Source organism: Vibrio sp. CDRSL-10 TSBA (genome assembly GCA_039696685.1).
Taxonomy (GTDB): Bacteria; Pseudomonadota; Gammaproteobacteria; order Enterobacterales; family Vibrionaceae; genus Vibrio.
In genome coordinates this window covers 946,021-967,784 of sequence record CP155565.1, presented here as the reverse complement: position 1 = coordinate 967,784, position 21,764 = coordinate 946,021, and the positions used below count along the sequence as shown (strand labels likewise).

Sequence of the window (21,764 nt, the reverse complement as noted above, 5' to 3'; positions counted from 1 at the left end):
GGCAGCTATTGAACAGGGCGATTACCCCATAACAGTTTTAAAGCTAGTGTGTTATTGTTTTTGCTGTTTTAACCTATCAGGTGGCAGCATTGGCGAAGTATCAGGATTTAGTAGAGCAGATCAAACGGCAGATCCAATCGGGTGTGTGGCGGGCGGGTGATAAGCTGCCGTCACTGCGTAAGCAGGTCGAACACAGTGGTCTGAGCCTGATGACGGTGTTGCACGCTTATCAGTTGCTTGAATCTCAGGGCTGGCTCATTTCTCAGGCGCGGTCGGGGTATAAAGTCGCGCCGCGTTTGGTGACTAGTGAGGTTCATCCCGTGCCTGCCGCGGTGTCTGGCACTGAACAGGTCGATATCAACGAGTTTATTTTTGATGTGCTGCAGGCGGGTAAAAATCCGCACATGGTTAATTTTGGTTTTGCCTACCCTGATCCCGGCTTATATCCGCGTTACCACGTCACTCGCGCTTTGGCTGCGGCGGCGCGCAGTATGCCGGTGTCTAACTCTTTTGATAATCTGCCGCCGGGTAATGAAGAGCTGCGTACGCTGATTGCTAAGCGCTATGCGGCTAAAGGTATTGCCGTGGCACCGGATGAAATTGTGATCACCGCGGGCGCGCTGGAAGCGCTCAACCTTAGCCTGCAGGCCTGCACCCGGCCCGGCGACTGGGTGGTGGTGGAATCGCCGACCTTTTACGGCGCGCTGCAGTCAATGCAGCGCCTTGGCCTGAAAGCGCTGTCGGTCCGCACGGACCCGCAAACCGGTATCGACCTGGATTCGCTGGAAAAGGCGCTGCAATCGCATGATGTGAAAGCGTGCTGGCTGATGTCGAATCATCACAACCCACTCGGTTTTACCCTGAGTAATGAAAAAAAGCAGCGTATTGTTGAGCTGCTGCAGCGCTATCAGGTCGCGTTGATTGAAGATGATGTGTATAGCGAGTTGTATCAGGGCAATGAGCCGCTCACCGCGATGCGTACGTTCGACAACAGCGGTAACACCATGTTGTGCTCATCATTTTCTAAATCGCTGGTGGCAGGTCTGCGCATCGGCTGGGTCGCAGCCGGCAAGCGTGCTGTTGAGATTCAAAAGTTGCAACTGATGAGTACGCTGGCAACCAGTGCGCCAATCCAGAGAAACGCTGGTGCATTACCTGACCAGCCGCAATTATGAATCGCACCTCCGGCAACTGCGTAAAAAGCTGCATGATCGCAAAGCAAAAATGGCGCAACTGCTGAGCTCGCTATTGCCGGATGAGGTGAAAGTGCTTAATCAGAGCGGCGGGTATTTTCTGTGGCTGGATCTGCCCAAACACATCGATACGATGGTTATCTATCAGGCGCTGCTGAGTGACAATGTCAGTATCGCGCCGGGTAAAATGTTCGCCCTGACGGATGACTATAATCACTGCATTCGGCTCAACGCTTCGTTTGAGCTTGATAACCCACGCACACAGGCTTTGCATATTCTGTGCGAGCGTATTGCGGCGCAGATTAAAACCTGCACGTGATGCGCAATTTACTCGGGCATTACTATCTCACGCCGGTTAGGCCTCGTAAAAGTATGCCTCGCAACAGTATGCCCCCGCAAAAGGGAGCGTCTTACACTGGTTTACTTGGCGCACTTCAATTCATCAAGCAGCAGCTGAAATGCTTTTTTGTGCTGGCGGCGGTTAGGGTAGTAAAGATGCAGCCCCGGACTTGGCGGGCACCAGTCTTCAAGTACCGCAACCAGCTGGCCCGATTCCAGTTGGCTCTGGACCAGATCTTCCGGCAGATAAGCGAAGCCGAATCCTGCCAGGGCCGCTTCAAAAATTTGCGTCGATGAGTTAAAGGCAAACTGACCGTCGACTTTGAGCCTTAATGATTCCTGTTCGTTCTCCAGCTCCCAGGCATACAGGGTACCGCTGCCATTGAGGCGCATGTTAATGCACTGGTGCGTCAGCAAGTCGTTCGGGTGTAGCGGCACGCTTTTATCCCTGAGATATTCCCTCGAACAGACCACTAAAAAGCGCACATCCGGCGAGATACGCACCGCAATCATGTCTTTGGCGACCTGATCGCCGGCCCTGACTCCGGCGTCAAACCGTTCGTTGACCACATCGGTCAAACGGTTCTCGATGTTCACTTCCAGCTGAATATCGGGATACTTGCGCGCAAATTCGTGTAACTTAGGCCACAAAACCACCTCGGTGGCGTAATCTGACGCGGAGAGGCGAATTTTACCGCTCGCCTGATGGTACTCCTCATTGAGCACCTGCAGTTCATACTCAATTTGCTTGAAACGCGGCTCGAGGATCTGCAGCAGCTTTTCACCGGCATCGGTGAGAGACACGCTGCGCGTGGTACGGTTGAACATGCGCAGATTCATGTTGTCTTCGAGGGTTTTAATCGAATGACTCAATGCCGATGGCGACATCCCGAGCCTGGCGGCGGCTTTAGTGAAGCTTTTTTCCTGGGCTAACACCACAAAAAGAACGAAGCGGTTGATGTTTTCTTCTAACATGAAAGGAGAGCCTTATTGCTGAATTTGGTGCATGAGTCTGTTTTGATTTTACATACTAATTTAATGGTTGTCTTTCTTATAGAATGAAACCTTTCATCACGACGGAGATTTTCCAAAGTGGAATACACAGCATTAAGCAACAACCTTAAAATGCCTATGGCTGGCTTCGGGGTTTTTCAGGTAACAGATAAAGAAGAATGTAAGCAGTCAGTGCTCAGTGCTATCCGTGCGGGCTACCGTCTGATTGATACAGCCGCTGTATACGGTAACGAAGATGCTGTGGGTGACGCGGTGCGCGAAGCGATTGCAGAAGGTCTGTGTACTCGTGAAGAGTTGTTCATTACCTCTAAACTGTGGGTACAGGACATGGCGAAACTACGATATGGCGAAAGCGGGTATCGAAGCGTCATTGCAAAAATCAGGTCTTGAATACTTTGACCTTTACCTGCTGCACCAGGCACTGGGCGATTTCTTTAGCGCGTGGCGTGCGATGGAAGATGCTTACGAAGAAGGTAAACTGAAAGCGATTGGTGTCTCTAACTTCTACGCGCATGTACTGGCAAACTTCTGCGAAACCGTACGTATCACTCCAATGGTGAACCAGATTGAACTGCACCCATACTTCGCTCAGACTGAAGCGCTGGAAACGATGAAGCATTACAACGTGCAGCCAGAAGCCTGGGCACCACTGGGCGGCGGCCGTCATAAGCCATTCGAAGATGAGATGCTGCAAGGTATTGCTGCCGCACACGGTAAATCTGTGGCGCAAGTGATCCTGCGCTGGAACGTACAACGTGGCGTCACTGTTATCCCTAAATCGGTTCACGCAGAGCGCATTGAACAGAACTTCGATATCTGGGATTTCACTCTGACTGACGAAGAGATGGAGAAAATCACCTCACTGGACTTAGGTTATGTCGGTGAAGCGGTGAAACACTTCAACCCTGCGTTTGTACGCGGGTGTCTGGGCGTGAAGATTCACGACTAAGCACTTTATTGTTCTAAACGAAATTGCTGCTCTAAGCGATTTATCACATCGAAAGCCATCCACCCGAACCGGATTCGGAAGTGGGTGGCTTTTTTGTATCCAAAGCCCAGCTAGCCACTCAGTGCGTTTATTATCTGTATTCGCTCTAAATGGTTCAGCTTATTCTGAATCGCGACCGAACGGGCAGATAAAGTGACTAACCTGCGGCTAAATAATCGCCATTATTCAATGCTTGGAATATGTTATAAAGAATTATCCTTTGATAAATGTGTATAACTCTTCATTATCCCTATTTCTTACAGTTAACAGCCGTTGCGACTGTAAGTCACTTAAAATAACAAAGACGTGGATGTATATTGATGAAGTTACAATTTATTAAGCAGGGAGTTCGCGGCGCACTGGCGTCAGCGGTGACGATTGTTACTCTTTTTTCTTCTGCCAATGCGATGGCGAATGAGCCGGCGTTGGAAGGCATTTTAAAATCAGGCGAACTGAAGTTTTGTTTTGAATCGGGTTATATCCCGTTTGAAATGACAGACAAAAATGGTCGTTATGTCGGCTTTGACCTTGATCTGGCCAAGCATATGGCGCGTTCAATGAATGTGAAGTTTGTGCCGGTCAATACCGCGTGGGACGGGATTGTACCTGCGCTGAAAACCGGTAAGTGTGATTTTATCGGTGGCATGACCATTACTGCTGAGCGTAACCTGAGTGTCAACTTTGCTAACCCTTATACTCAGGTTGGACAAACGGTGCTGATCTCGCCCGAGTTGGCAGGTAAAGTAAATTCTTACCGTGATTTAAACAACGGTAAATACACTGTATCGACTCAATTAGGTACCACAGGCGCAGAAGCGGCCAAAAAGTATCTGTCAGCAGCTAAGATTGATCTTTACGATACCTCGGCTGATGCGGCTCTGCAGGTCGCGAACGGTAAAGCGGATGCATTTGTGTACGATCTGCCTTACAACGCGCTGTATGAAGCGCAGCATAAGGGCAAAGTGATTCACCTCGATGAGTCATTTACATTTGAACCGCTGGGCTGGGCGGTACGTAAGGGCGATCCGGATTTCCTTAACTTCCTCAACAACTACCTGCAGCAAATCAAAGGTGACGGTACTTATCAGCGTATTTACGACAAATGGTTTAAGTCGGATAAATGGCTGGACAGCATCCAGTAATCTGCGGTTAATATTTTTTAAGCCACTCATTTGAGTGGCTTTTTTGTTTTCAGCTCTGGCTTGCGGTGTTTTTATTTTCTTCAATCCTCGTTTTACTTTCTTCAATTCTCAGGCTGGCATTGAGTACTCTGTGCTGATGTTGTCCGCCCGAGTCTATTCCCTTCCTATAACGTTGTTTTCCGCACCTAAAACGGAGAAACATTCTTTTAAATCAGTGGTTTGATTATTATTTTAGCTATTTGATGTAATTTTGCTCAATAGTTGAGGTTTATTAATAAGTTTTTCTAATAAAGCCAATCACAAATAGAGGACTAATAAAAAAGTTTGAAGCCTGTATAGTGCTCCGTCCTAAATGGCACAGTGAGAACTGTGTCACATAAAAATCAAAGTTCAGCTCAAAATCGGAGAATACTCATATGTCCTATCGTCTGGTCTCAACCGCGTTAATCGCGGCGACTTTGGCTGGTTGTTACGCACAGGCTGACTCTTCACCCGGTGACTCTTCGCAAGGTAACAGTGCTCAGGCCGTTGCACCGATGGCAACAGATGTTGTGGCAGTACACCAGATTTCTTATCAGCAACCATTTCTGTACACCACTCGTCTGGAAACCCCACAGAAACGTAGAGCTCCGTCCTCGCGTTAACGGCGTGATGGATAAAGTCGTCTTTACTGAAGGCAGCAGCGTGCAAGCCGGCGATCTGTTGTTCCAAATCGACGACAAACCATTTCTGGCTGAAATGCAGCGTCTGGAATCTGAATACCTGGCGGCACGTGTTGCAATGACCCAGGCTCAATCTGAGGCTGAGCGTGCCAAGCGTCTTAGCTCGACCAAAGCGATGCCAATTGAACAGGCAGAGCAGCGCATGTATCTGGCTACCCAGCGTCAGGCTGAACTCGCGTCGGTGAAAGCGCAACTGGAAACCGCGAAGTTAAACCTGAGCTATACCCAGATCAAAGCCCCGATCAGCGGCCGTATTTCCAGCGCCTATGTCACCGAGGGCAACTATGTTCAGGCGGGCAGTACTATTCTGACTTCACTGGTTTCGACCGATGTTCTGCAAGCCTACTTTGATGTCGATGAGCGTACCTGGAATGCGCATTTTGCCAATGTGACTGCCAACAGCCATACCCCGGTTGCCGCGGTACTGAATGGTGATACCAGCCACAGCTATCCGGGTAAGGTCGACTTTATTGACAACCAGGTGAATAGCGCAACCGGTACTCTGCGTATCCGTGCCCGTTTCGACAATGCTGATCAGGCGTTGCGTCCGGGCTCATTCGTACGTATTCGCTTAAACGATACTCAGGCTGACGCACTAAAACTGATGGTGCCGGATAAATCCATCGGTACTGACCTTGCTAACCGCTTTGTTTATGTGGTCAACAGTGATGGTGTGATTGAGTACCGCCTGGTGGAACTGGGTGATCGTGTTGGTTCGCTGCGTATCGTCACCAAGGGTCTTAAGCCTGATGAGCTGGTGGTATTGAACGGCCCGGCCAAAGTACAGACGGGTATGCCAGTGACGCCACAAGTGGTCGACATTGATTCACAACTGCAACAGGTTGTGGCGCAGCAAGCACAGTAATATAGGTTATTTCGGATGAAATTTAGTCACTTTTTTATACAGCGGCCGATCTTTGCGGCCATGCTGTCTCTGCTGATTCTGGTAGGCGGTGCAATATCACTGTTTAACCTGCCAATCAGTGAATATCCAGAGGTGGTACCGCCGACCGTGGTGGTCACCGCTAACTATCCCGGTGCTAACCCTAAGGTTATCGGTGAAACCGTCTCCGGACCGTTAGAAGATGAAATGAACGGCCTGGAAAACATGTTGTACATGTCATCCCAGGCAACCTCTGATGGCACCATGACCCTGACCATTACGTTTTCTCTCGGCACTGATCTGGATAAAGCGCAGGTTGCGGTGCAAAACCGGGTCAGCAGTGCTTTGCCTCGTTTGCCGCAAGAAGTGCAGCGACTGGGTGTAGTCGCTGAGAAATCATCACCCAACCTGGTGATGGTGGTACACCTGGTGTCAGAAGACGGCTCGCGTCCGGCCAATTATCTGTCGAACTACGCCAGCCTGAACGTACAGGATAACCTGCTGCGTCTGCCAGGTGTCGGACAGGTGCAAATGTTTGGCGCCGGCGAATACTCAATGCGTCTGTGGCTTAACCCGGATCAGCTTGCGTCGCGCCAGATGACGGCAATGGATGTGGTTCATGCTGTGCAGCAGCAAAACCGTCAGGTAGCAGCCGGTACGCTGGGCGCGCAACCTGTGCCGCTGGATAACCAGTTCCAGTATCTGCTCAATGTGAAAGGTCGCCTGCAGTCGCCGGAAGAGTTTGAAAACATTGTGGTCCGTGTGGACGACAGTGGTGCGATTACCCGTCTCAAAGATGTGGCCCGGGTTGAACTGGGTGAAGACAGCTATGCGCTGCGCGCGATGCTGAACGGTAAATCGGCGGTCGGTCTGGGTATTTTCCAGCGTCCGGGCTCGAACGCGATTGAGCTGTCTAATCAGGTCCGCGCGACCATGGATGAGATGGAAAAATCGTTCCCGAGCGGTGTGCAGTACCGTATCGCTTATGATCCGACTGTTTTCGTACGTGGGTCGATTGAAGGGGTAGTGCACACACTGGTCGAAGCTATTGTCCTGGTGGTGCTGGTGGTGATCCTGTTCCTGCAGACCTGGCGTGCATCGATTATTCCTCTGATCGCGGTGCCGGTTTCTCTGATTGGTACTTTTGCAGTGATGAACTGGCTCGGGGTTTCGATTAACACCCTGTCTTTGTTCGGTCTGGTACTGGCTATCGGTATCGTGGTCGATGACGCCATCGTGGTGGTGGAAAACGTTGAGCGCAATATCGGGCTTGGCCTGAATCCGCTCGAAGCGACCAAAAAGGCGATGGAAGAGGTCACCGGCCCGATTATTGCGATTGCGCTGGTGCTGTGTGCGGTATTTATTCCGACCGCATTTATTCAGGGTCTGAGCGGACAATTTTACAAGCAGTTCGCGCTGACGATTACCGTTTCAACCGTGATCTCTGCTTTCAACTCGCTGACTCTGTCTCCGGCGCTGTCAGCCCTGTTGCTGAAAGGTCATCACGACAAGCCGGATCTGCTGACGCGCGGTATGGATCGTCTGTTTGGCCGCTGGTTGTTCAAGCCGTTTAACCGCGTGTTTGACGCGGGTGCGAGCAAATACGAACAAGGTGTGAAACGCATTATCCGTTTGGGTGCGGTGATCGGGATCATCTATCTTGGTTTGTTGCTGACTACGGCGAAATTGTTTGATTCTGTTCCGGGTGGTTTCATCCCGATGCAGGATAAGCAGTACCTGGTTGCAGTGGCTCAGTTGCCGGATGCGTCCAGTCTGGATCGTTCACAGGACGTGGTTGCACGCATGGAACAGATGGCGCTGAACACGCCGGGAGTGGCCGATACCTTGTCGTTCCCTGGTCTGTCAGTGAATGGTTTCACCAACAGTACCAACAGCGGCATTGTGTTTGTGATGCTGGATGATTTTGACCAGCGAGAAAGTGCGGATAAATCGGCTAACGCGATCGTAGCGTCACTCAACCAACAGTACTCAGCGATTGATGAAGCCTTTGTGGCGGTATTCCCGCCGCCGCCGATTCTTGGTCTGGGCAGTACCGGCGGTTTCAAACTGCAAATTGAAGACCGCGGTAATCTGGGTTTTGAGGCGCTGTTTAATAATCTGCAACGTGTGATTACCAAAGCGCAGCAACAGCCTGAACTGGTGGGTCTGTTCTCTAGTTTCCGTATTCAGGTACCACAGATGGACATCGATGTGGACCGTGAACAGGCGCTGATTCAGGGCATCCCGCTGGATGAAGTGTTTGATACGCTGCAGGTTTACCTTGGCTCAATGTATGTCAATGACTTCAACATGCTGGGTAAAACTTATCAGGTAAATGCACAGGCGGACGCCAGCTATCGTGTTGACCCACAACAGATTCTGCGTCTGAAAGTGCGTAACGCTAATGGCGATATGGTACCGCTGGGTTCTGTGGTTCGCGTGACACCAACCACAGGTCCGGATCGTGTGATGCACTACAACGGTTTCCCGACCGCTGAGCTGAATGGCAGCCCGGCACCGGGTTACAGTTCGGATCAGGCTCAGGCGGCGATTGAGCGTGTGCTTAACAGTGAGCTGGAAGATGGCATGACGTTCGAGTGGACCGAAGTGACCTATCAGCAGATCCTGGCGGGTAACACCATGGTGTATGTATTCCCGCTGGTGGTACTGCTGGTGTACATGATTCTGGCTGCTCAGTACGAGAGCCTGCGTCTGCCGCTGTCAATTATTCTGATTGTACCGATGACCATCTTGTCGGCCTTGACCGGCGTGTGGCTGACCGGTGGTGATAACAACATTTTCACCGGTATTGCCCTGATTGTGTTGGTCGCACTGGCGTGTAAGAACTCCATCCTGATGGTAGAGTTTGCCCGGGATACGCAAATGAGTGGCAGCTCGCGCCTGGATTCGATTCTGGCTGCATGTCGTCTGCGTCTGCGTCCTATACTGATGACGTCGATCGCCTTTACCGCGGGTGTCGTGCCACTGATTACCGCAACCGGTGCCGGCGCTGAGATGCGCCACGTGATGGGCATTGCCGTGTTCTCCGGCATGATCGGTGTGACCTTATTTGGTTTGCTGTTTACCCCGCTGTTCTACATGATGATGACGGCAAAGCGTAAACAGAAAGCCGAGTCTTAAACTCAGTTAAACTCGCGTAAGCGAATAAAAAGGCCCTCAATTCCTACGAGTTGAGGGCCTTTTTTCATTGTTCCGGTCACGGTTTTAGTCGTGGCGTAATGCCTCAATCAACAGCTTGAAGGCATGCAGCGGCTGTTTACGGCTTGGATAATAGAGATAATAGCCGGGAAACGGATCGCACCAGTCTTGCAGCACTTTGACCAGTTCGCCGCGTTCGACGTATTCATCGACGATGTCTTCGGTTAAATACGCCAGACCCAGACCGGATACGGCTGAGCGCAGAATCGGCATATAAGTATTAAACGTCAGTTGACCTTTAGGGCGAATGTTGATCGTTTGTCCGTTATGGTCGAATTCCCAAATCAGGTTACCGCCTGAGGTTGGCAGGCGCAGATTGAGGCAGGAATGGTCTAGAATGTCTTTCGGCTGAGCCGGTTTAGCAAAACGGCTGAAGTAATCGGGGGAACCAACCACGGCCATGCGAATCGGCGGGCCGACCGGAATGGCGATCATATCTTTTTCAACCATGTCACCCAATCGGATACCGGCATCAAAGCGTTGGTCAACAATGTTGGTCAGGGTGTTGTCCATGTGCACTTCGACATGAATGTCCGGATATTGGGCAATAAATTTGGCCAGCTTAGCGTAGATCACGCTGTCGAAGGCATGTTCTCCGCAAGTGAGGCGAATGTTACCGACCGGCGTATCTTTGAAAATAGATAGCTCAGACACATGAGAAGATATGTCGCTGAAATGCTGCTCTAAAGAGCCCATCAGCTTTTCACCCGCTGCGGTCGGTGATACGCTGCGCGTGGTGCGGGCCAGTAAACGAATATTGAGGCGTTTCTTCCAGTGAACGAATGGTCTGGCTTAAGGCTGACTGGGTCACTCCGAGTTTAGCTGCCGCCTTGGTAAAGCTTCTTTCCTGCGCCACGATGACAAAGGCGTACAGATCATTAAAGTTTTCGCGAATCATTTATTAATATTTCTTATTAACTCATCCTGATTATCCTATCTAATCAAGGTAGCGAAGACCATTTAAAATTGCGTTATTCCGATTGAACCGGGACTCTGGGCCACCGATGTTTAGTCTCGTCTTGAAACGGCAATGGATAAGATTGAAGTTGTTGGCCACCGTTACTGAGTGTGATCAATACCTGTCAGTTATTGCAGCAGATCGAGCAGGTAAAACAGCACATAGCGTGAGTTATTGACGTTCATCGAAATCAGCGTCGAGATCAGCAACAGCAAGGTTATCAGAGACAGAAAAGACAGACGGGCAAATTTGTTATTCCCGGCGATGGTGCTCTCCTCTGCTGTGCCCGGCGCTAGCTGGTATTCGGGTGCCGGCGGGGTGACGCCGCTGTCATCCTGTTGAGCTGGGTTTGTGGCCAGTGGCTGGTCGCTCATCGGCGGCGCAATGACATCTGACAACGGCTGACCTGCGTCATCTTCTGCCTGTGAAGGGGACTCAGGTTCGACAATAGTTACGTCCGCGATAAATCGATAACCTATTTTAGGTTCGGTACGGATACATTTCGGGCTTCTGGCGGAATCACGCAGGTTTTTACGCAGCGTCGATACTGCCTGAGTCAGGCTGGAATCATCGACCTCAAAGCCTCTTGCTTTCCAGACGTAATCATAAAGCTCATCGCGACTGATACTGCGATGTGGATTAAGAATAAAAAAGTGTAGTAAACGGCTTTCATTTTCACCCAGGATGTAATCTCGCCCGGAAATCGTTAATGTATTGATTTCTGAGTTAAAAATCAGATCACTGTTAATGACAGCCTTTACCTGGCTGATTTCGGTTTGAAACGTGCCCAACATCATTGCAGTAAAATAATTATGATAGTTATTGAATTTGCTGTGATTATAAACGAATGAAAAATGATAATTAGTGGTTTTATCTGAATGGCATTATTAGGCCAGCTAATTAATAAAAACCTTTAACCACTTAATGCTTATGGATATTGGTTGCGCGAACGTGCCTTGGCGGGATGTGATCGCCAGAGCTGAACTCACAACAAGCAAGGGGCAGGATGTTTGCCATCCTGCCCCTGTTTCTTTATCTGTTCCTATGCCTGATGCGGATTGATCGCCGCGGTTAATTACCGATTAAGATCAGCTTACCGGTGCGGGCATCCCGGTAGACTTTGCCGACCGACTCCATCCCGTTTTGATCGGTGCCGCTTCCCTGCATACTCTCCGGCATTTCAATCAGTTCTTCGCTGGTGGTTACCGAGACGGTTTCCAGGCCAAAATGCTGCTGCAGCGACTGGCTCTGGCTGATCAGAGCGATCATCAGTCCGAGCGCAAACACCAGCATTACGTCCATCAGGTTGGCAAAGCCGGATAACGGATCGATATCCTGTTCGGCAAAGCGCTTGCGCTCCCACGGACGCGGATGATGATTAGGCTGGTTCATGGGCAGCCTCCGCGTTTGACTGTCCCGATTCCAGTTGCTGGAAGGTTTGCTCGTACCAGCGGCGTCTGACCCGACCAAGCGTGTAGCCGACCAGGCCGATGCCGAGGCCAAGTACTGTGGTATCAAACGCCACCATCATCGCAGTGGCGAGTTGAGAGAGGTCACCGTTTGACAGTGCCGCCAGTCCCGGCCCCAGCGGGATCAGGGTGCCCATCAGGCCAAGAATCGGGCCGGTACGTGACAGCAGATCCACCCGCTCGAGGCGTTTTTCCGCGTAGTCAGCAAACAGTGCGATATTGGCCGGAGAAAGATTACGCAGGCTGCCTAAGCCCTCGCTGACGAAGGTGCCGATCTCCCAGATCACCGCCAGTAAAGCGATGCCGAGCGCGAGCAATACCGGGTACAGTAACCATTCGACAACGTGATGAAGTATGCCGATTGTCAGACCATGAATCATGACGTTTTTCCTTTCATTTTCAGTGTAATGTGACGATTGCGTCTCCAGGCAACCACCAGAGTCAGTACGGCCAGTAGCGCAATCAGCCAGTACCAGTCCGGAATCTCGGTTTCGCCCTGGCTTTCTTGCTGCTCGGCGTCGCCGGATTGCTGAGGATCGGTTGGCGTCTCATTGGGCTGATTGTCCTGGCTGATGGTCAGCTCTTTAATTGAGTGTTGTTCCTGCTGCTCCTGCTCAGGTTGTAATGCCTGGGCGAGGACAGATTTGAGTGCCTGCCAGTCTTTGGGCTGCAGGTATTGTTCCAGCCACGGCATCATCGGATGATCCGGTTTGGTGTGTCCGCTGCCCGGCAAACCGTGCTCAGCGACTGACCGGGCAAAATCGGTCGCGATGTCGCGAATGGTTTCCGGCGCTGCATCCCAGAAGCCTTTGTTAATCGCGACCAGCATAATCGCCAGCATGTTGGTACGCACCTGGGCGTTGTGACCTTGCTTGAGGAATTCATCGATGCCGATGTCATAGCGGTCATCGAGATAGACATCTTTCACTTCTTCCCAGGCCCAGTCACCAACCAGCGACGGGTTGGTGACCTGCCAGCCCCACAGGTATTCGAGAAACTCAGAACCCATAGTACGTGCGCCCGCATAGCCATGTTTCATCAGCCCTTCCAGCCATTCCGGATTAAGGAAGCGGCCACGTAATTCCTGGCGTAACGCCAGACTAAGCGGTTGAGTGATGATGTTTTCAGGGTCGGCGTGGTTGAGCACAAAGTTATTCGGCGCCTGCCCGGAGAGGCTTTCAACCGCCAGGCTCAAACCACCGAGGTAGTCAAACGCATCGTTGTTATCAATCAAACCGTACAAGTTACTGGAGCGGCCAAAATAGGTATTTTGCACATTGGACAGCACGTGTTGAAACGTCTCTTGTGCCGCCAGACCGTATGAATCTGAGGTGTAGGCGTGGCCGAGACGACGCAGGTACACATCCGCCAGTTTCTTCACGTTGCTGCCAGGCTCCGGAACGTTCGACCAGACGGTTGACTCCGGCACCATAACTGCCCGGCGCGTCGCCAAAAATACGCAGCGTGCTGAGTTTGGCTGCTTGTTTGGCCGTAATCCCCTGGCTGATTTGCGCGCGGGTATCTTCCACCCAATGGGCGGCAACCTGGTTGACCTGCAGTGACTCGTTGCCACCGCGCTGCAGCTTACCAAGCGGTAATAAGGCGCTGTTGAGTGCTTCCGTCAGCGCCGGGTATTTGGCGATGATCTCATCGGCTGAGGCATCCAGAGCCAGAAGCACAGCCTGATCTAACAGGTGCAACTGCTTGGCATATAGATCGCGGAACAAGCCGGAGGTAGTAAACACCATGTCACGGCGATGTCGTCCTGGCTGCAGCGCTTGTGAGCGCAGACCGGTGACAAGGCCGCGGCTGTTCCATACCGGTTCAAATCCCAGCATATCGAGCGCAAAGGCCACCATCACCCCTTCGTCGCGCACCACGTCTGATGCCCACAACACCTGAGCTTCACGCTTGTCAGCCTGAAACGGGTTCGACCGGCGCGCATCCTGCGCCATGCTCTGGCCAATCTGCCAGGCGACTTTACTTGGGATCAGGCTGTTGTCCAGAGCGTAGAAGTTACGCCCGGTCGGCAGACTTTCCGGACTGCGGATAGGGTCGTTACCTTTACCCGGTTTAATAAACTGGCCATTGAGACCGGCCAGCAGGCTGATCATCTCCTGCTTTGGCGAGTCAGTCAGATTATCGCGCCACTCCTGATGCGGCTGACCATCTTTAGATGACATTGAGGCCAGCATCATGTCAATGGCGTTGTCTTGCCACGGCTTACCAAAGATATGTAAACCGTAAGGCATGAATTTTTCCTGCAGGCTGGTCAGGTAGTGGCCGATTTCATGCACCAGCATCGCATCGTCTACTTCCTCAAAACTGATGCCCATCACCGCCAGCTCGGCTGACATCGACTGCGCCAGTTCATCGCGCAGATCCAGTGTGTCGACTTTATCGCGAATGCGTTTGATGAGGGTTTTCGGCAGTGACTGGTTCTGGTTATCGCGGTTGGCCTCGTAACTTTCGATCAGCTGGCGTAGTTGTAGCAGTTCATCATATAACGGCGTGCTTTCCAGTGGCGGCGTCAGGTGATCAACCATCACAGCCAGGCCACGGCGTTTAGCCTGGATGCCTTCACCCACTCCATCTACGATATAAGGGTAGACACCGGGAATATCGGCTGCGATAAGGCGCGAGTAGTCGTCTCCGGCCAGACCGACTGAGCGGTGCGGCAGAAATTCATAGGTCGAGTGGCGGCCAAGATGCACCATGGCATCGGCTTTAAAAATATCGCGCAGGTAGTGGTAAAAGGCCAGGTACTGATGCGGCGGCGGGAAAGCCAGGTTGGCATGCAGCAGCTCTTCGTTCACTTCCCAGCCACGCGGCGGCTGTGGTCCGATAAAGATGTTGCCAAACTGCAGGCCCGGCAGCAGCATTTTGCCGTTATGCACCATCACGTTGCCCGGTGCTTCGCCCCAGCCACCCAAAGCTTCGATGCCGATTTTGCCTAACGCATTAATGATAGTTTGTGCCTGTTGCCAGCCTTGTTCGGAATAGGATTCCAGCTCCTGCTGATAAGTATCACGCAGTTGATTGAGCAGCGCCAGAGCGCGGGCGCGGCCCGGATGATCAACCCCTTCAATCAGATGGAACATCTCTTCAATCGTTGAGTTAAGTAGCTGACGCGCAAAGTCGGTTTGTTTGTGCTCAAGGTTAAATTTGAGCTGGGCATGCAGGCGTCCCATCGGTCCGTAGATGATCTCTTGCTGAACCTCACCCGGCAGAGAAGCAAAGTAAGGCTGATACTGCTGAGCTGTCATGGATAAAATATCGCCGCTCATCGCATCCAGTGCCGCACGGTCATTGGGTAAATTGACCCCGCGTTGCTGAATCTGGTCCAGCAGCGCTTCCTGGCTCTCTGGCAAGGTGCCGACATCGTAACCCTGGGTTTGTAACGATTGCAGGATTTGCCACAAACTGGCCGGGACATCGAGGTTATCGGCGCCGATATTGTGGCGACCCGGTGGGTGGTTATAGTAGATGATCGCGATCTTCTTATCGCGATTCTTTTTAACCTGCAACTGATGCCAGCGATGGACCCGTTGACTGATGAGATCAATGCCATCCTGCGCGCTGCTGATCGGTTGAATCCGAATGCCGCTGATGGCGTCATCCTGAATATCGCCCGCCGTTGCGACCACGATCGGCTGGCTGACTCCCTGAATTTCCGGCATGGAAACCTGATAGTAGACTTTATCTGAGGCGAGACCGTCTGACGAGTTAAGCCATTCCTGCTCAGTGCGGTCACGCAGCTTGAGGGCTTTCAGCACAGGTACATTCAGTTCAGATAATACCCGGGTTGCCTGCTCACGTCCTTCACCGCCGCCGATAACGAAGTCTTGTAACATCACAATCGCGGCCAGCGGCGCGCTGAGCGTTTTCAGGCTTTGCACTGCCTCAAGGCTCGGTGCCCCCCAACTGGCCAGAGCAACCAGACAATGCACGTCATCGTAACGGCTGATAGTGTCACACAGATCCTGAAAGACCAGACGATCGCCCGGACGGTCCGAGCCTGAGTGATCGATAAGCGTGACCACGGCTTTGTCCGGACTCAGCTCCGGCAGCGTTTCTACATACTGACCCTGATACCACCATTGCAGGCGTGGCTGCGGTTGCGGCGGGTGAAGGGTGATGTTTCCGTCGACCTGATGACTCATCCAGCGCATCAGCTCAACCGTATTATTGACTCCGCCGGCCTGCCAGTAGGCGCGCGCGTCGAGCCAGTCGCGCTGTTTGGGATATTGCTGTTTTAAGCGCTTCAGCCAGTGTGACAGATCATCACCCGGACGCGTGGCGGCAATCTCGGTCACTTCATCGCTATTTGCAAACGGACGCGCCCGCTTACTGTGACTGAGCTGGATCAGACGGTGATCGCTGCTGAAAATCATCACCTGCGATGGCGAGTGGCGTTTGAGGTCACTGGCGACTTCACTGACGGAGGCACCAAACAGACCAATACCGACCATAGCATCGGCTTGTTTAAGGAGCCGCTGTCTGTCGTCCGGGGACATTTCCAGCCATTGAGTATCTGAGCGGGCGATAATCGGGTTATCGTGCGCGGAGGAAAATTGCTGCGCTGCCTGGGCAATCGTCTCAGCATTACGCTGTGACACCAGCAGAAACAGAGTGGGGGACGCTACGGCCTGAGCCGTGAACAACCCGAAAAATAACACAAATAGAAAACGCATTGTTACCTCAAGGAGAATAAACCTTAAGGCAAAGAAAACTGACTACTGACATTATGGGCGAAGCCAATCATAAACCAGTACCAGGTCTTCCCGCCCGGTGTTGCTTGGTAAAATTTGAGCTTCAAGTATCTGACTTGTAACCAGGAACGCATTTTCAAAAGCAAAGTGACTGTTTAGAACAAGCGGCTGCTAAAAATGAATAACGCTCAATTGGCTGGCTATTTACAGTTGCGGGTACAGTGACGGAATTACACCATCTTCCTTGATGCGGATGAGAATTTTGCATCCAGCTCGAAACGCGTAGTTATAGAGAGTTCTGATTGAAAGGTCAACACGGCCTGGTTTTGTGAATGGATTTTATTGATTAATTAATATTTTTATCACTTTATATTATTGTTATAAGGCTATGATTTTCATTTATTCTGGATTATCTATGGGGACTAATTTCTTTATCCACTTAAATAAAGAGGTTTCTTTCTGCTAGGCTTTTAACTCATAAAGTGCCTGCATCATTTCGGGCGCTGTCGCGATTAAGCACGACACAGGTACGCTAACTCAAAGTCTGATAAATAGTATGCTGGACGCAGTTCGAATTAGCTTGGTTTCACTGTTGCGATGACTCATGGAAAACATGAGAGGTAAATCGTATGAAAAACTTACAAAACTCAGAAATTGAGGCTTTTAAAAATCAATTTGGTGGTGAAGTTATTTTGCCGACCGATCCCGCCTATGAAAACGTTCGTCAAATCTGGAATGCCATGATAGACCGTAAACCCGGTATCATCGCACGCTGCACGTGTGCGGACGATGTGGTGTTGGCGGTTAACCTGGCCCGTGAGCACCAACTGTTATTGTCCGTACGCGGTGGTGGCCACAATATTGCGGGTAATGCTGTGTGCGATGAAGGTCTGATGATTGATCTGTCGCTATTGAATCAGGTTGAAGTTGATCCTGATGTGCGCCTGGCGCGAGTCGGTCCGGGCTGCACCCTGGCTGATGTGGACGGGGTGACCCAGAAGCATGGGCTGGCACTGCCGGTCGGCATTAATTCCACTACCGGAATTGCCGGTTTAACTCTGGGTGGGGGATTCGGCTGGCTGAGCCGCAAATATGGTATGACCATCGATAGTTTGGTCAGTGCTCACGTGGTGACTGCGGACGGGCGTCAGATCCTCGCCAGTGAAACAGAAAACAGCGACCTGTTTTGGGGGCTGCGTGGTGGCGGCGGTAACTTTGGCATCGTGACCCAGTTTGAATTCAAACTGCATCCGGTGGGGCCGGAGGTACTGAGCGGCTTGATGGTGTTCCCTTTTGCGCAGGCCAAATCGATTCTGACTCAGTTTGCCAGCTTTACCCAAACCGCGCCGGATGAACTGAGCGTGTGGATGGTCGCCCGTAAAGCACCGCCATTGCCGTTTCTGTCCGAAGATGTGCATGGTAAGGAAATCATCGCGCTGGCGATGTGCTACGTCGGCGATCCGGAGGAAGGCGAAAAACTGATTGCGCCGTTACGTCAGTTTGGTGACGCGCATGGAGAACATATTGGCGTGCAGCCATTCTGTGACTGGCAACAGGCGTTTGATCCTTTGTTGACGCCGGGGGCTCGCAATTATTGGAAATCACATAACTTTACTGAACTGAGTGAAGGTGCGATTGATTGCGCGATTGAGTATGCGGCCAGCCTGCCATCGCCACAGTGCGAAATCTTTATTGCCTCACTGGGCTGTGCCACCGGACGTCCCGAGCCGGATGCGATGGCATATTCCAGCCGTGATGCTAATTATGTACTCAATGTTCACGGTCGCTGGGATGCGAAAGAAGATGATGAAGCCTGTATCGAGTGGGCGCGTGAATTTTTCAGAAAAAGCAAACCGTTTGCCAGTGGCGGGGCCTACATCAATTTCCTCACTCAGGATGAAGCGGATCGTACCGAATCCGCTTACGGGCCGACCTTCAAGCGGCTGCAGGCGATCAAGAAAAAATATGACCCGGATAATTTGTTCCGTATGAACCAGAATATCAAGCCCGCCTGACGGCGGATCGGGTTATGCCACGCTTTCGGGTTATACCACGCTAACGATGGATCGCGACCGGGATGCGGCGCGGTCCGAAATTTTCGCGTGGCCCGGCAAAACGGCCGGGCAGCGAATATCCGCAATGAAGGCAGTGCCCGGTGTCGTCCAGGGCATAATCACCAAGCTGATACCAGTCACGTTCAATCACCCGTTGATGGCAAGCCGGGCAATAGGTGGCATCCGAGGCCGGATCATGCACGTTGCCGCAATAGACAAAGTGCAGGCCGTGAGCAAGGGCGATAGCGCGGGCGCGCAGCAAAGTATCGAGCGGTGTTCTTGGCTTATCGCGCATTTTAAAGTCAGGATGAAAGGCGCTGAAATGCAAGGGAACATCCGGGCCGAGATGGTCGGCAATCCACTGACACATCGCATGCAGCTCCTGATCGCTGTCGTTTTCATCCGGGATCAGCAAGGTGGTGATTTCCAGCCACACATCCGTTTCTTGTTTCAGATAGAGCAGCGTATCAAGCACCGGTTGCAGGTGGCCATGGCAGATCTTGTGGTAGAAATGTTCACTGAAGCCTTTTAAATCAATATTAGCGGCGTCCATACAGCGATAGAACACCTCTCTTGGTTGGTCACAGATATATCCGGCACTGACTGCCACACTTTTCAGCCCGAGTTTCGTGCGCGGCGAGTGCAGTATCCATGGCGTACTCCATAAACACCACCGGATCGTTGTAAGTAAACGCCAGACTTTTGCAGCCGTATTTGAGCGCGGTTTGCGCCAGCTCCTCAGGCATCGCGGTATCACACAGAGTATCAAACTGGCGCGACTTGCTGATATCCCAGTTCTGACAAAACTGACAGCTGAGGTTACAACCGGCGGTCCCAAAACTCAGCACGCTGGAGCCGGGATAAAAATGGTTGAGCGGCTTCTTTTCGATCGGATCAATACAGAATCCGGATGAGCGGCCATAACTGGTCAGAACGATCTCGCCCTGGTGATGCATGCGCACAAAGCAGGCGCCGCGTTTGCCTTCACGAAGGGTACATTTGCGCGGGCAGACATCGCAGCATACCCGGCCATCGGCCAGTTTATGCCAGTAACGGGTCGGGAAATAGTCGGGTGGAGAGCCTTGCATAGTAAACCTGCTGTGTCATGACCTACACTGAAAGTATAGTTGATGGGATGTGGGCACAAAGCTAATGAAGTATCGTGAAGCCGCCGTGACCGGAAAGTTTTATCCGGGCACCCCGAATGAACTGAAGCGTCAAATGACGCTCTATCTGGGCCATGGCTCTGCCTCTGTACATCGTGAATACAACCAGCCTAAAGCGCTGATTGTTCCTCACGCCGGCTACTTTTATTCCGGTGAGGTGGCCGCAAAGGCGTATCAGTGTCTGGCACCGTTTCGTTCGGTGATTACTCATGTTGTGTTGCTCGGCCCCAGTCATCATGTCGCCTTACAGGGCTCGGCAGTTTCCTGACAGTGATGTGTTTATCACGCCTTTAGGTGAGGTAAAGATTGATAAGGCAGGTGTTGAGATGTTGCTGCAGCGGCAACTGGTGATTCAATCTGAGCGCGCTCATCATTGGGAACATGCGCTGGAAGTGCAACTGCCGTTTTTGCAGCATTGCCTTGCCAACTTTACTGTCCTGCCGCTGGTAGTCGGCCCGAGTGAGCCGTCTAAGCTCAAACAGATACTGACGTTATCATCGTCAGGAGGCCAGACGTTGATCGTGGTGAGCAGCGATCTGAGTCATTATCACCCTTATCAGGAGGCGCAGCGTATTGACACTGACACTGTTGCGCGGGTGTCTGCCCTGAGCACGGACATTCATTCTCACCAGGCTTGCGGCTGCTATGCCATTAACGGCTTAATGGAATTGGCCCGAGATCAGGCCTGGCACATTGAGTGTCTGGCTCAGACCAATTCAGGCGAGGTGATGGCAAAACGCAAGCATCGCCCAGTGAAGGCCGATGAGGAAGTGGTGGGCTATGCCAGTTTTGTCTTGTATTAAGCTCAGCGATGACGAGCGCCGGGCACTGCTAGATTTTGTGTGGCAGGTACTGGAACAGGCTCTCGCAGGTCAGGGCTTTCAGCTGCCGAATGCGCCACGCAGTGAAACCCTGCGCCAACCTGCCGCCAGCTTCGTTACTCTGCATCACAACGGGCAACTGCGCGGCTGTATTGGTTCGTTGTCAGCCGATGAAGCGTTATGGAAAAACGTCTGTCACAATGCTTACGCCAGTGGATTTAAAGACGCGCGTTTTGCGCCGCTGACAGCGCAAGACAAGGCCGGATTAAGTGTTGAGATTTCGGTGTTGTCTGCTTTAACTCCCGTCGAAAATCAGGGTGAGGCTGAATTGTTGCAGCGACTCAGACCAGATATCGATGGCTTATTGCTTGAAGATGAGCGACATCGCGCCGTTTTCCTGCCCTCGGTATGGCAAGCCTTGCCCGAGCCGGACCAGTTTGTGGCCGCGTTGAAAGCCAAAGGTGGCTGGCCGCCGGGCTACTGGAGCAAAGACATCGACATCCATTTATTTTCGACCACGGTTATCAGTGACAACGCGGGCTCGGTATAAATTCGCTTGTGTTAAAACTTTATTGCTCAGCACTCAGCCGGGTGAACTCGTCCCAGATGGCCTGGCAGTCGTCTCTTCCCTGAGAGACATGAATCATGTTGAAAGCCGATTTGTCAGAGCCATCAAGGTAATCACGCAGGTGTTGGTCGGAAAAGCCATGCGCGGCTGCATCATGGTGTGACGACGCGTAATAACAGGTTTTGATGCCAGCCCACATCATCACCGCGACACACATCGGGCACGGCTCACAGGTGGCGTACATCACACAATCTGACAAATCCAGGGTATCGAGTTTTTTACACCCCAGTCGTACTGCGACCATTTCGGCATGGCCGGAAATATCGGTCTGTTCCAATACTGTGTTGCCGACCGCACAAATGACTTCGCCATTGCGTACTAATGTGGCGCCAAAGGGGCCGCCGGTGCCTTTTCTCAAACCTTCGATGGTGGTATCGCAGGCGAGCTGAAAGTATTGATCGATATCGGTTGGCAGCGTTTGACACATAATGATGTTCCGCAGTTATGAAGGAAAGT

Annotated in this window: 21 protein-coding genes, 1 pseudogene and 1 riboswitch; of the genes and pseudogenes, 11 read left to right on the top strand and 11 right to left on the bottom strand. The window is 51.9% G+C overall.

All coding sequences use genetic code 11. The features are described from left to right. Positions 1-89 precede the first annotated feature (89 nt). Positions 90-1,512 (top strand): annotated as a pseudogene (locus ABDK09_04795) (PLP-dependent aminotransferase family protein). 101 nt (positions 1,513-1,613) lie between these two features. On the opposite strand, the gene ABDK09_04790 reads toward ABDK09_04795, so the two are convergent. After that, positions 1,614-2,507 carry a LysR family transcriptional regulator gene (locus ABDK09_04790; protein ID XAW87551.1) on the bottom strand — a complete coding sequence of 298 codons (894 nt, stop codon included), beginning with the start codon at positions 2,505-2,507 and terminating at the stop codon, positions 1,614-1,616. A gap of 117 nt (positions 2,508-2,624) precedes the next feature. Between ABDK09_04790 and ABDK09_04785 the strand changes: the two genes are divergently transcribed. The 6 genes from ABDK09_04785 to ABDK09_04760 all read left to right on the top strand — a co-directional run bounded on the left by ABDK09_04785 (position 2,625) and on the right by ABDK09_04760 (position 9,422). Then, the gene (locus ABDK09_04785; protein ID XAW87550.1) at positions 2,625-2,936 is read left to right on the top strand and encodes an aldo/keto reductase; all 312 of its coding nucleotides are present in this window, start codon (positions 2,625-2,627) and stop codon (positions 2,934-2,936) included. Continuing rightward, the gene (locus ABDK09_04780; protein XAW87549.1) at positions 2,890-3,495 is read left to right on the top strand and encodes an aldo/keto reductase; all 606 of its coding nucleotides are present in this window, start codon (positions 2,890-2,892) and stop codon (positions 3,493-3,495) included. The genes ABDK09_04785 and ABDK09_04780 overlap by 47 nt, the downstream gene beginning before the upstream one ends. Positions 3,496-3,941: 446 nt before the next feature. After that, positions 3,942-4,676: a transporter substrate-binding domain-containing protein gene (locus ABDK09_04775; protein XAW88461.1), complete on the top strand. Its 735-nt coding sequence runs from the start codon at positions 3,942-3,944 to the stop codon at positions 4,674-4,676. Positions 4,677-5,092: 416 nt separating this feature from the next. Further along, positions 5,093-5,320 carry a hypothetical protein gene (locus ABDK09_04770; GenBank protein ID XAW87548.1) on the top strand — a complete coding sequence of 76 codons (228 nt, stop codon included), beginning with the start codon at positions 5,093-5,095 and terminating at the stop codon, positions 5,318-5,320. A gap of 7 nt (positions 5,321-5,327) precedes the next feature. Next, positions 5,328-6,263, top strand: coding sequence for an efflux RND transporter periplasmic adaptor subunit (locus tag ABDK09_04765; GenBank protein ID XAW87547.1), 936 nt, complete (start codon positions 5,328-5,330; stop codon positions 6,261-6,263). Positions 6,264-6,278: 15 nt separating this feature from the next. After that, positions 6,279-9,422 carry a multidrug efflux RND transporter permease subunit gene (locus tag ABDK09_04760; GenBank protein XAW87546.1) on the top strand — a complete coding sequence of 1,048 codons (3,144 nt, stop codon included), beginning with the start codon at positions 6,279-6,281 and terminating at the stop codon, positions 9,420-9,422. Between the two features lie 84 nt (positions 9,423-9,506). Here the strand turns inward: ABDK09_04760 and ABDK09_04755 are convergent, their stop codons facing one another. From ABDK09_04755 to ABDK09_04725, 7 genes are all read right to left on the bottom strand, one after another. After that, on the bottom strand, positions 9,507-10,196 hold the full coding sequence (locus ABDK09_04755) for a LysR substrate-binding domain-containing protein (protein XAW87545.1): 690 nt from the start codon (positions 10,194-10,196) through the stop codon (positions 9,507-9,509). 7 nt (positions 10,197-10,203) lie between these two features. After that, on the bottom strand, positions 10,204-10,398 hold the full coding sequence (locus ABDK09_04750; GenBank protein ID XAW87544.1) for a LysR family transcriptional regulator: 195 nt from the start codon (positions 10,396-10,398) through the stop codon (positions 10,204-10,206). A 188-nt stretch (positions 10,399-10,586) separates the two neighbouring features. Next, on the bottom strand, positions 10,587-11,255 hold the full coding sequence (locus ABDK09_04745; protein XAW87543.1) for a transcriptional regulator: 669 nt from the start codon (positions 11,253-11,255) through the stop codon (positions 10,587-10,589). Positions 11,256-11,529: 274 nt separating this feature from the next. Next, a complete protein-coding gene (locus ABDK09_04740; protein XAW87542.1) occupies positions 11,530-11,850 on the bottom strand; it encodes a DUF2149 domain-containing protein in 321 nt (106 codons plus the stop codon). Next, positions 11,837-12,307 (bottom strand): MotA/TolQ/ExbB proton channel family protein, encoded by a 471-nt coding sequence (locus ABDK09_04735; protein ID XAW87541.1) that lies wholly within the window; start codon positions 12,305-12,307, stop codon positions 11,837-11,839. Before ABDK09_04735 ends, ABDK09_04740 begins: the two co-directional genes overlap by 14 nt. Continuing rightward, a complete protein-coding gene (locus ABDK09_04730; protein XAW88460.1) occupies positions 12,304-13,290 on the bottom strand; it encodes a cobaltochelatase subunit CobN in 987 nt (328 codons plus the stop codon). Before ABDK09_04730 ends, ABDK09_04735 begins: the two co-directional genes overlap by 4 nt. Next, positions 13,172-16,621 carry a cobaltochelatase subunit CobN gene (locus ABDK09_04725; GenBank protein XAW87540.1) on the bottom strand — a complete coding sequence of 1,150 codons (3,450 nt, stop codon included), beginning with the start codon at positions 16,619-16,621 and terminating at the stop codon, positions 13,172-13,174. Before ABDK09_04725 ends, ABDK09_04730 begins: the two co-directional genes overlap by 119 nt. 99 nt (positions 16,622-16,720) lie before the next feature. After that, positions 16,721-16,931, bottom strand: a riboswitch (cobalamin riboswitch). A gap of 337 nt (positions 16,932-17,268) precedes the next feature. On the opposite strand from ABDK09_04725, the gene ABDK09_04720 reads away from it, so the two are divergent. Continuing rightward, positions 17,269-18,654 carry an FAD-binding oxidoreductase gene (locus ABDK09_04720; GenBank protein XAW87539.1) on the top strand — a complete coding sequence of 462 codons (1,386 nt, stop codon included), beginning with the start codon at positions 17,269-17,271 and terminating at the stop codon, positions 18,652-18,654. A 40-nt stretch (positions 18,655-18,694) separates the two neighbouring features. Here the strand turns inward: ABDK09_04720 and amrS (ABDK09_04715) are convergent, their stop codons facing one another. Then, entirely contained in the window at positions 18,695-19,261 is a 567-nt protein-coding gene (amrS, locus tag ABDK09_04715) for an AmmeMemoRadiSam system radical SAM enzyme (protein XAW88459.1), read from the bottom strand. Positions 19,262-19,274: 13 nt separating this feature from the next. Further along, positions 19,275-19,781: an AmmeMemoRadiSam system radical SAM enzyme gene (gene amrS, locus ABDK09_04710; GenBank protein ID XAW87538.1), complete on the bottom strand. Its 507-nt coding sequence runs from the start codon at positions 19,779-19,781 to the stop codon at positions 19,275-19,277. 64 nt (positions 19,782-19,845) lie between these two features. Here amrS (ABDK09_04710) and amrB (ABDK09_04705) point away from each other — a divergent pair, with 64 nt between their 5' ends. From amrB (ABDK09_04705) to amrA, 3 genes are read left to right on the top strand one after another with little or no spacing between them, the layout of a single operon-like run. Next, entirely contained in the window at positions 19,846-20,127 is a 282-nt protein-coding gene (gene amrB / locus ABDK09_04705) for an AmmeMemoRadiSam system protein B (GenBank protein XAW87537.1), read from the top strand. Beyond that, entirely contained in the window at positions 20,069-20,662 is a 594-nt protein-coding gene (gene amrB / locus ABDK09_04700; GenBank protein ID XAW87536.1) for an AmmeMemoRadiSam system protein B, read from the top strand. The genes amrB (ABDK09_04705) and amrB (ABDK09_04700) overlap by 59 nt, the downstream gene beginning before the upstream one ends. Continuing rightward, positions 20,640-21,230, top strand: coding sequence for an AmmeMemoRadiSam system protein A (gene amrA / locus ABDK09_04695; protein XAW87535.1), 591 nt, complete (start codon positions 20,640-20,642; stop codon positions 21,228-21,230). Before amrB (ABDK09_04700) ends, amrA begins: the two co-directional genes overlap by 23 nt. 19 nt (positions 21,231-21,249) lie before the next feature. On the opposite strand, the gene ABDK09_04690 is transcribed toward amrA, so the two are convergent. Further along, on the bottom strand, positions 21,250-21,735 hold the full coding sequence (locus tag ABDK09_04690; GenBank protein ID XAW87534.1) for a nucleoside deaminase: 486 nt from the start codon (positions 21,733-21,735) through the stop codon (positions 21,250-21,252). Between the last annotated feature and the right edge of the window lie 29 nt (positions 21,736-21,764).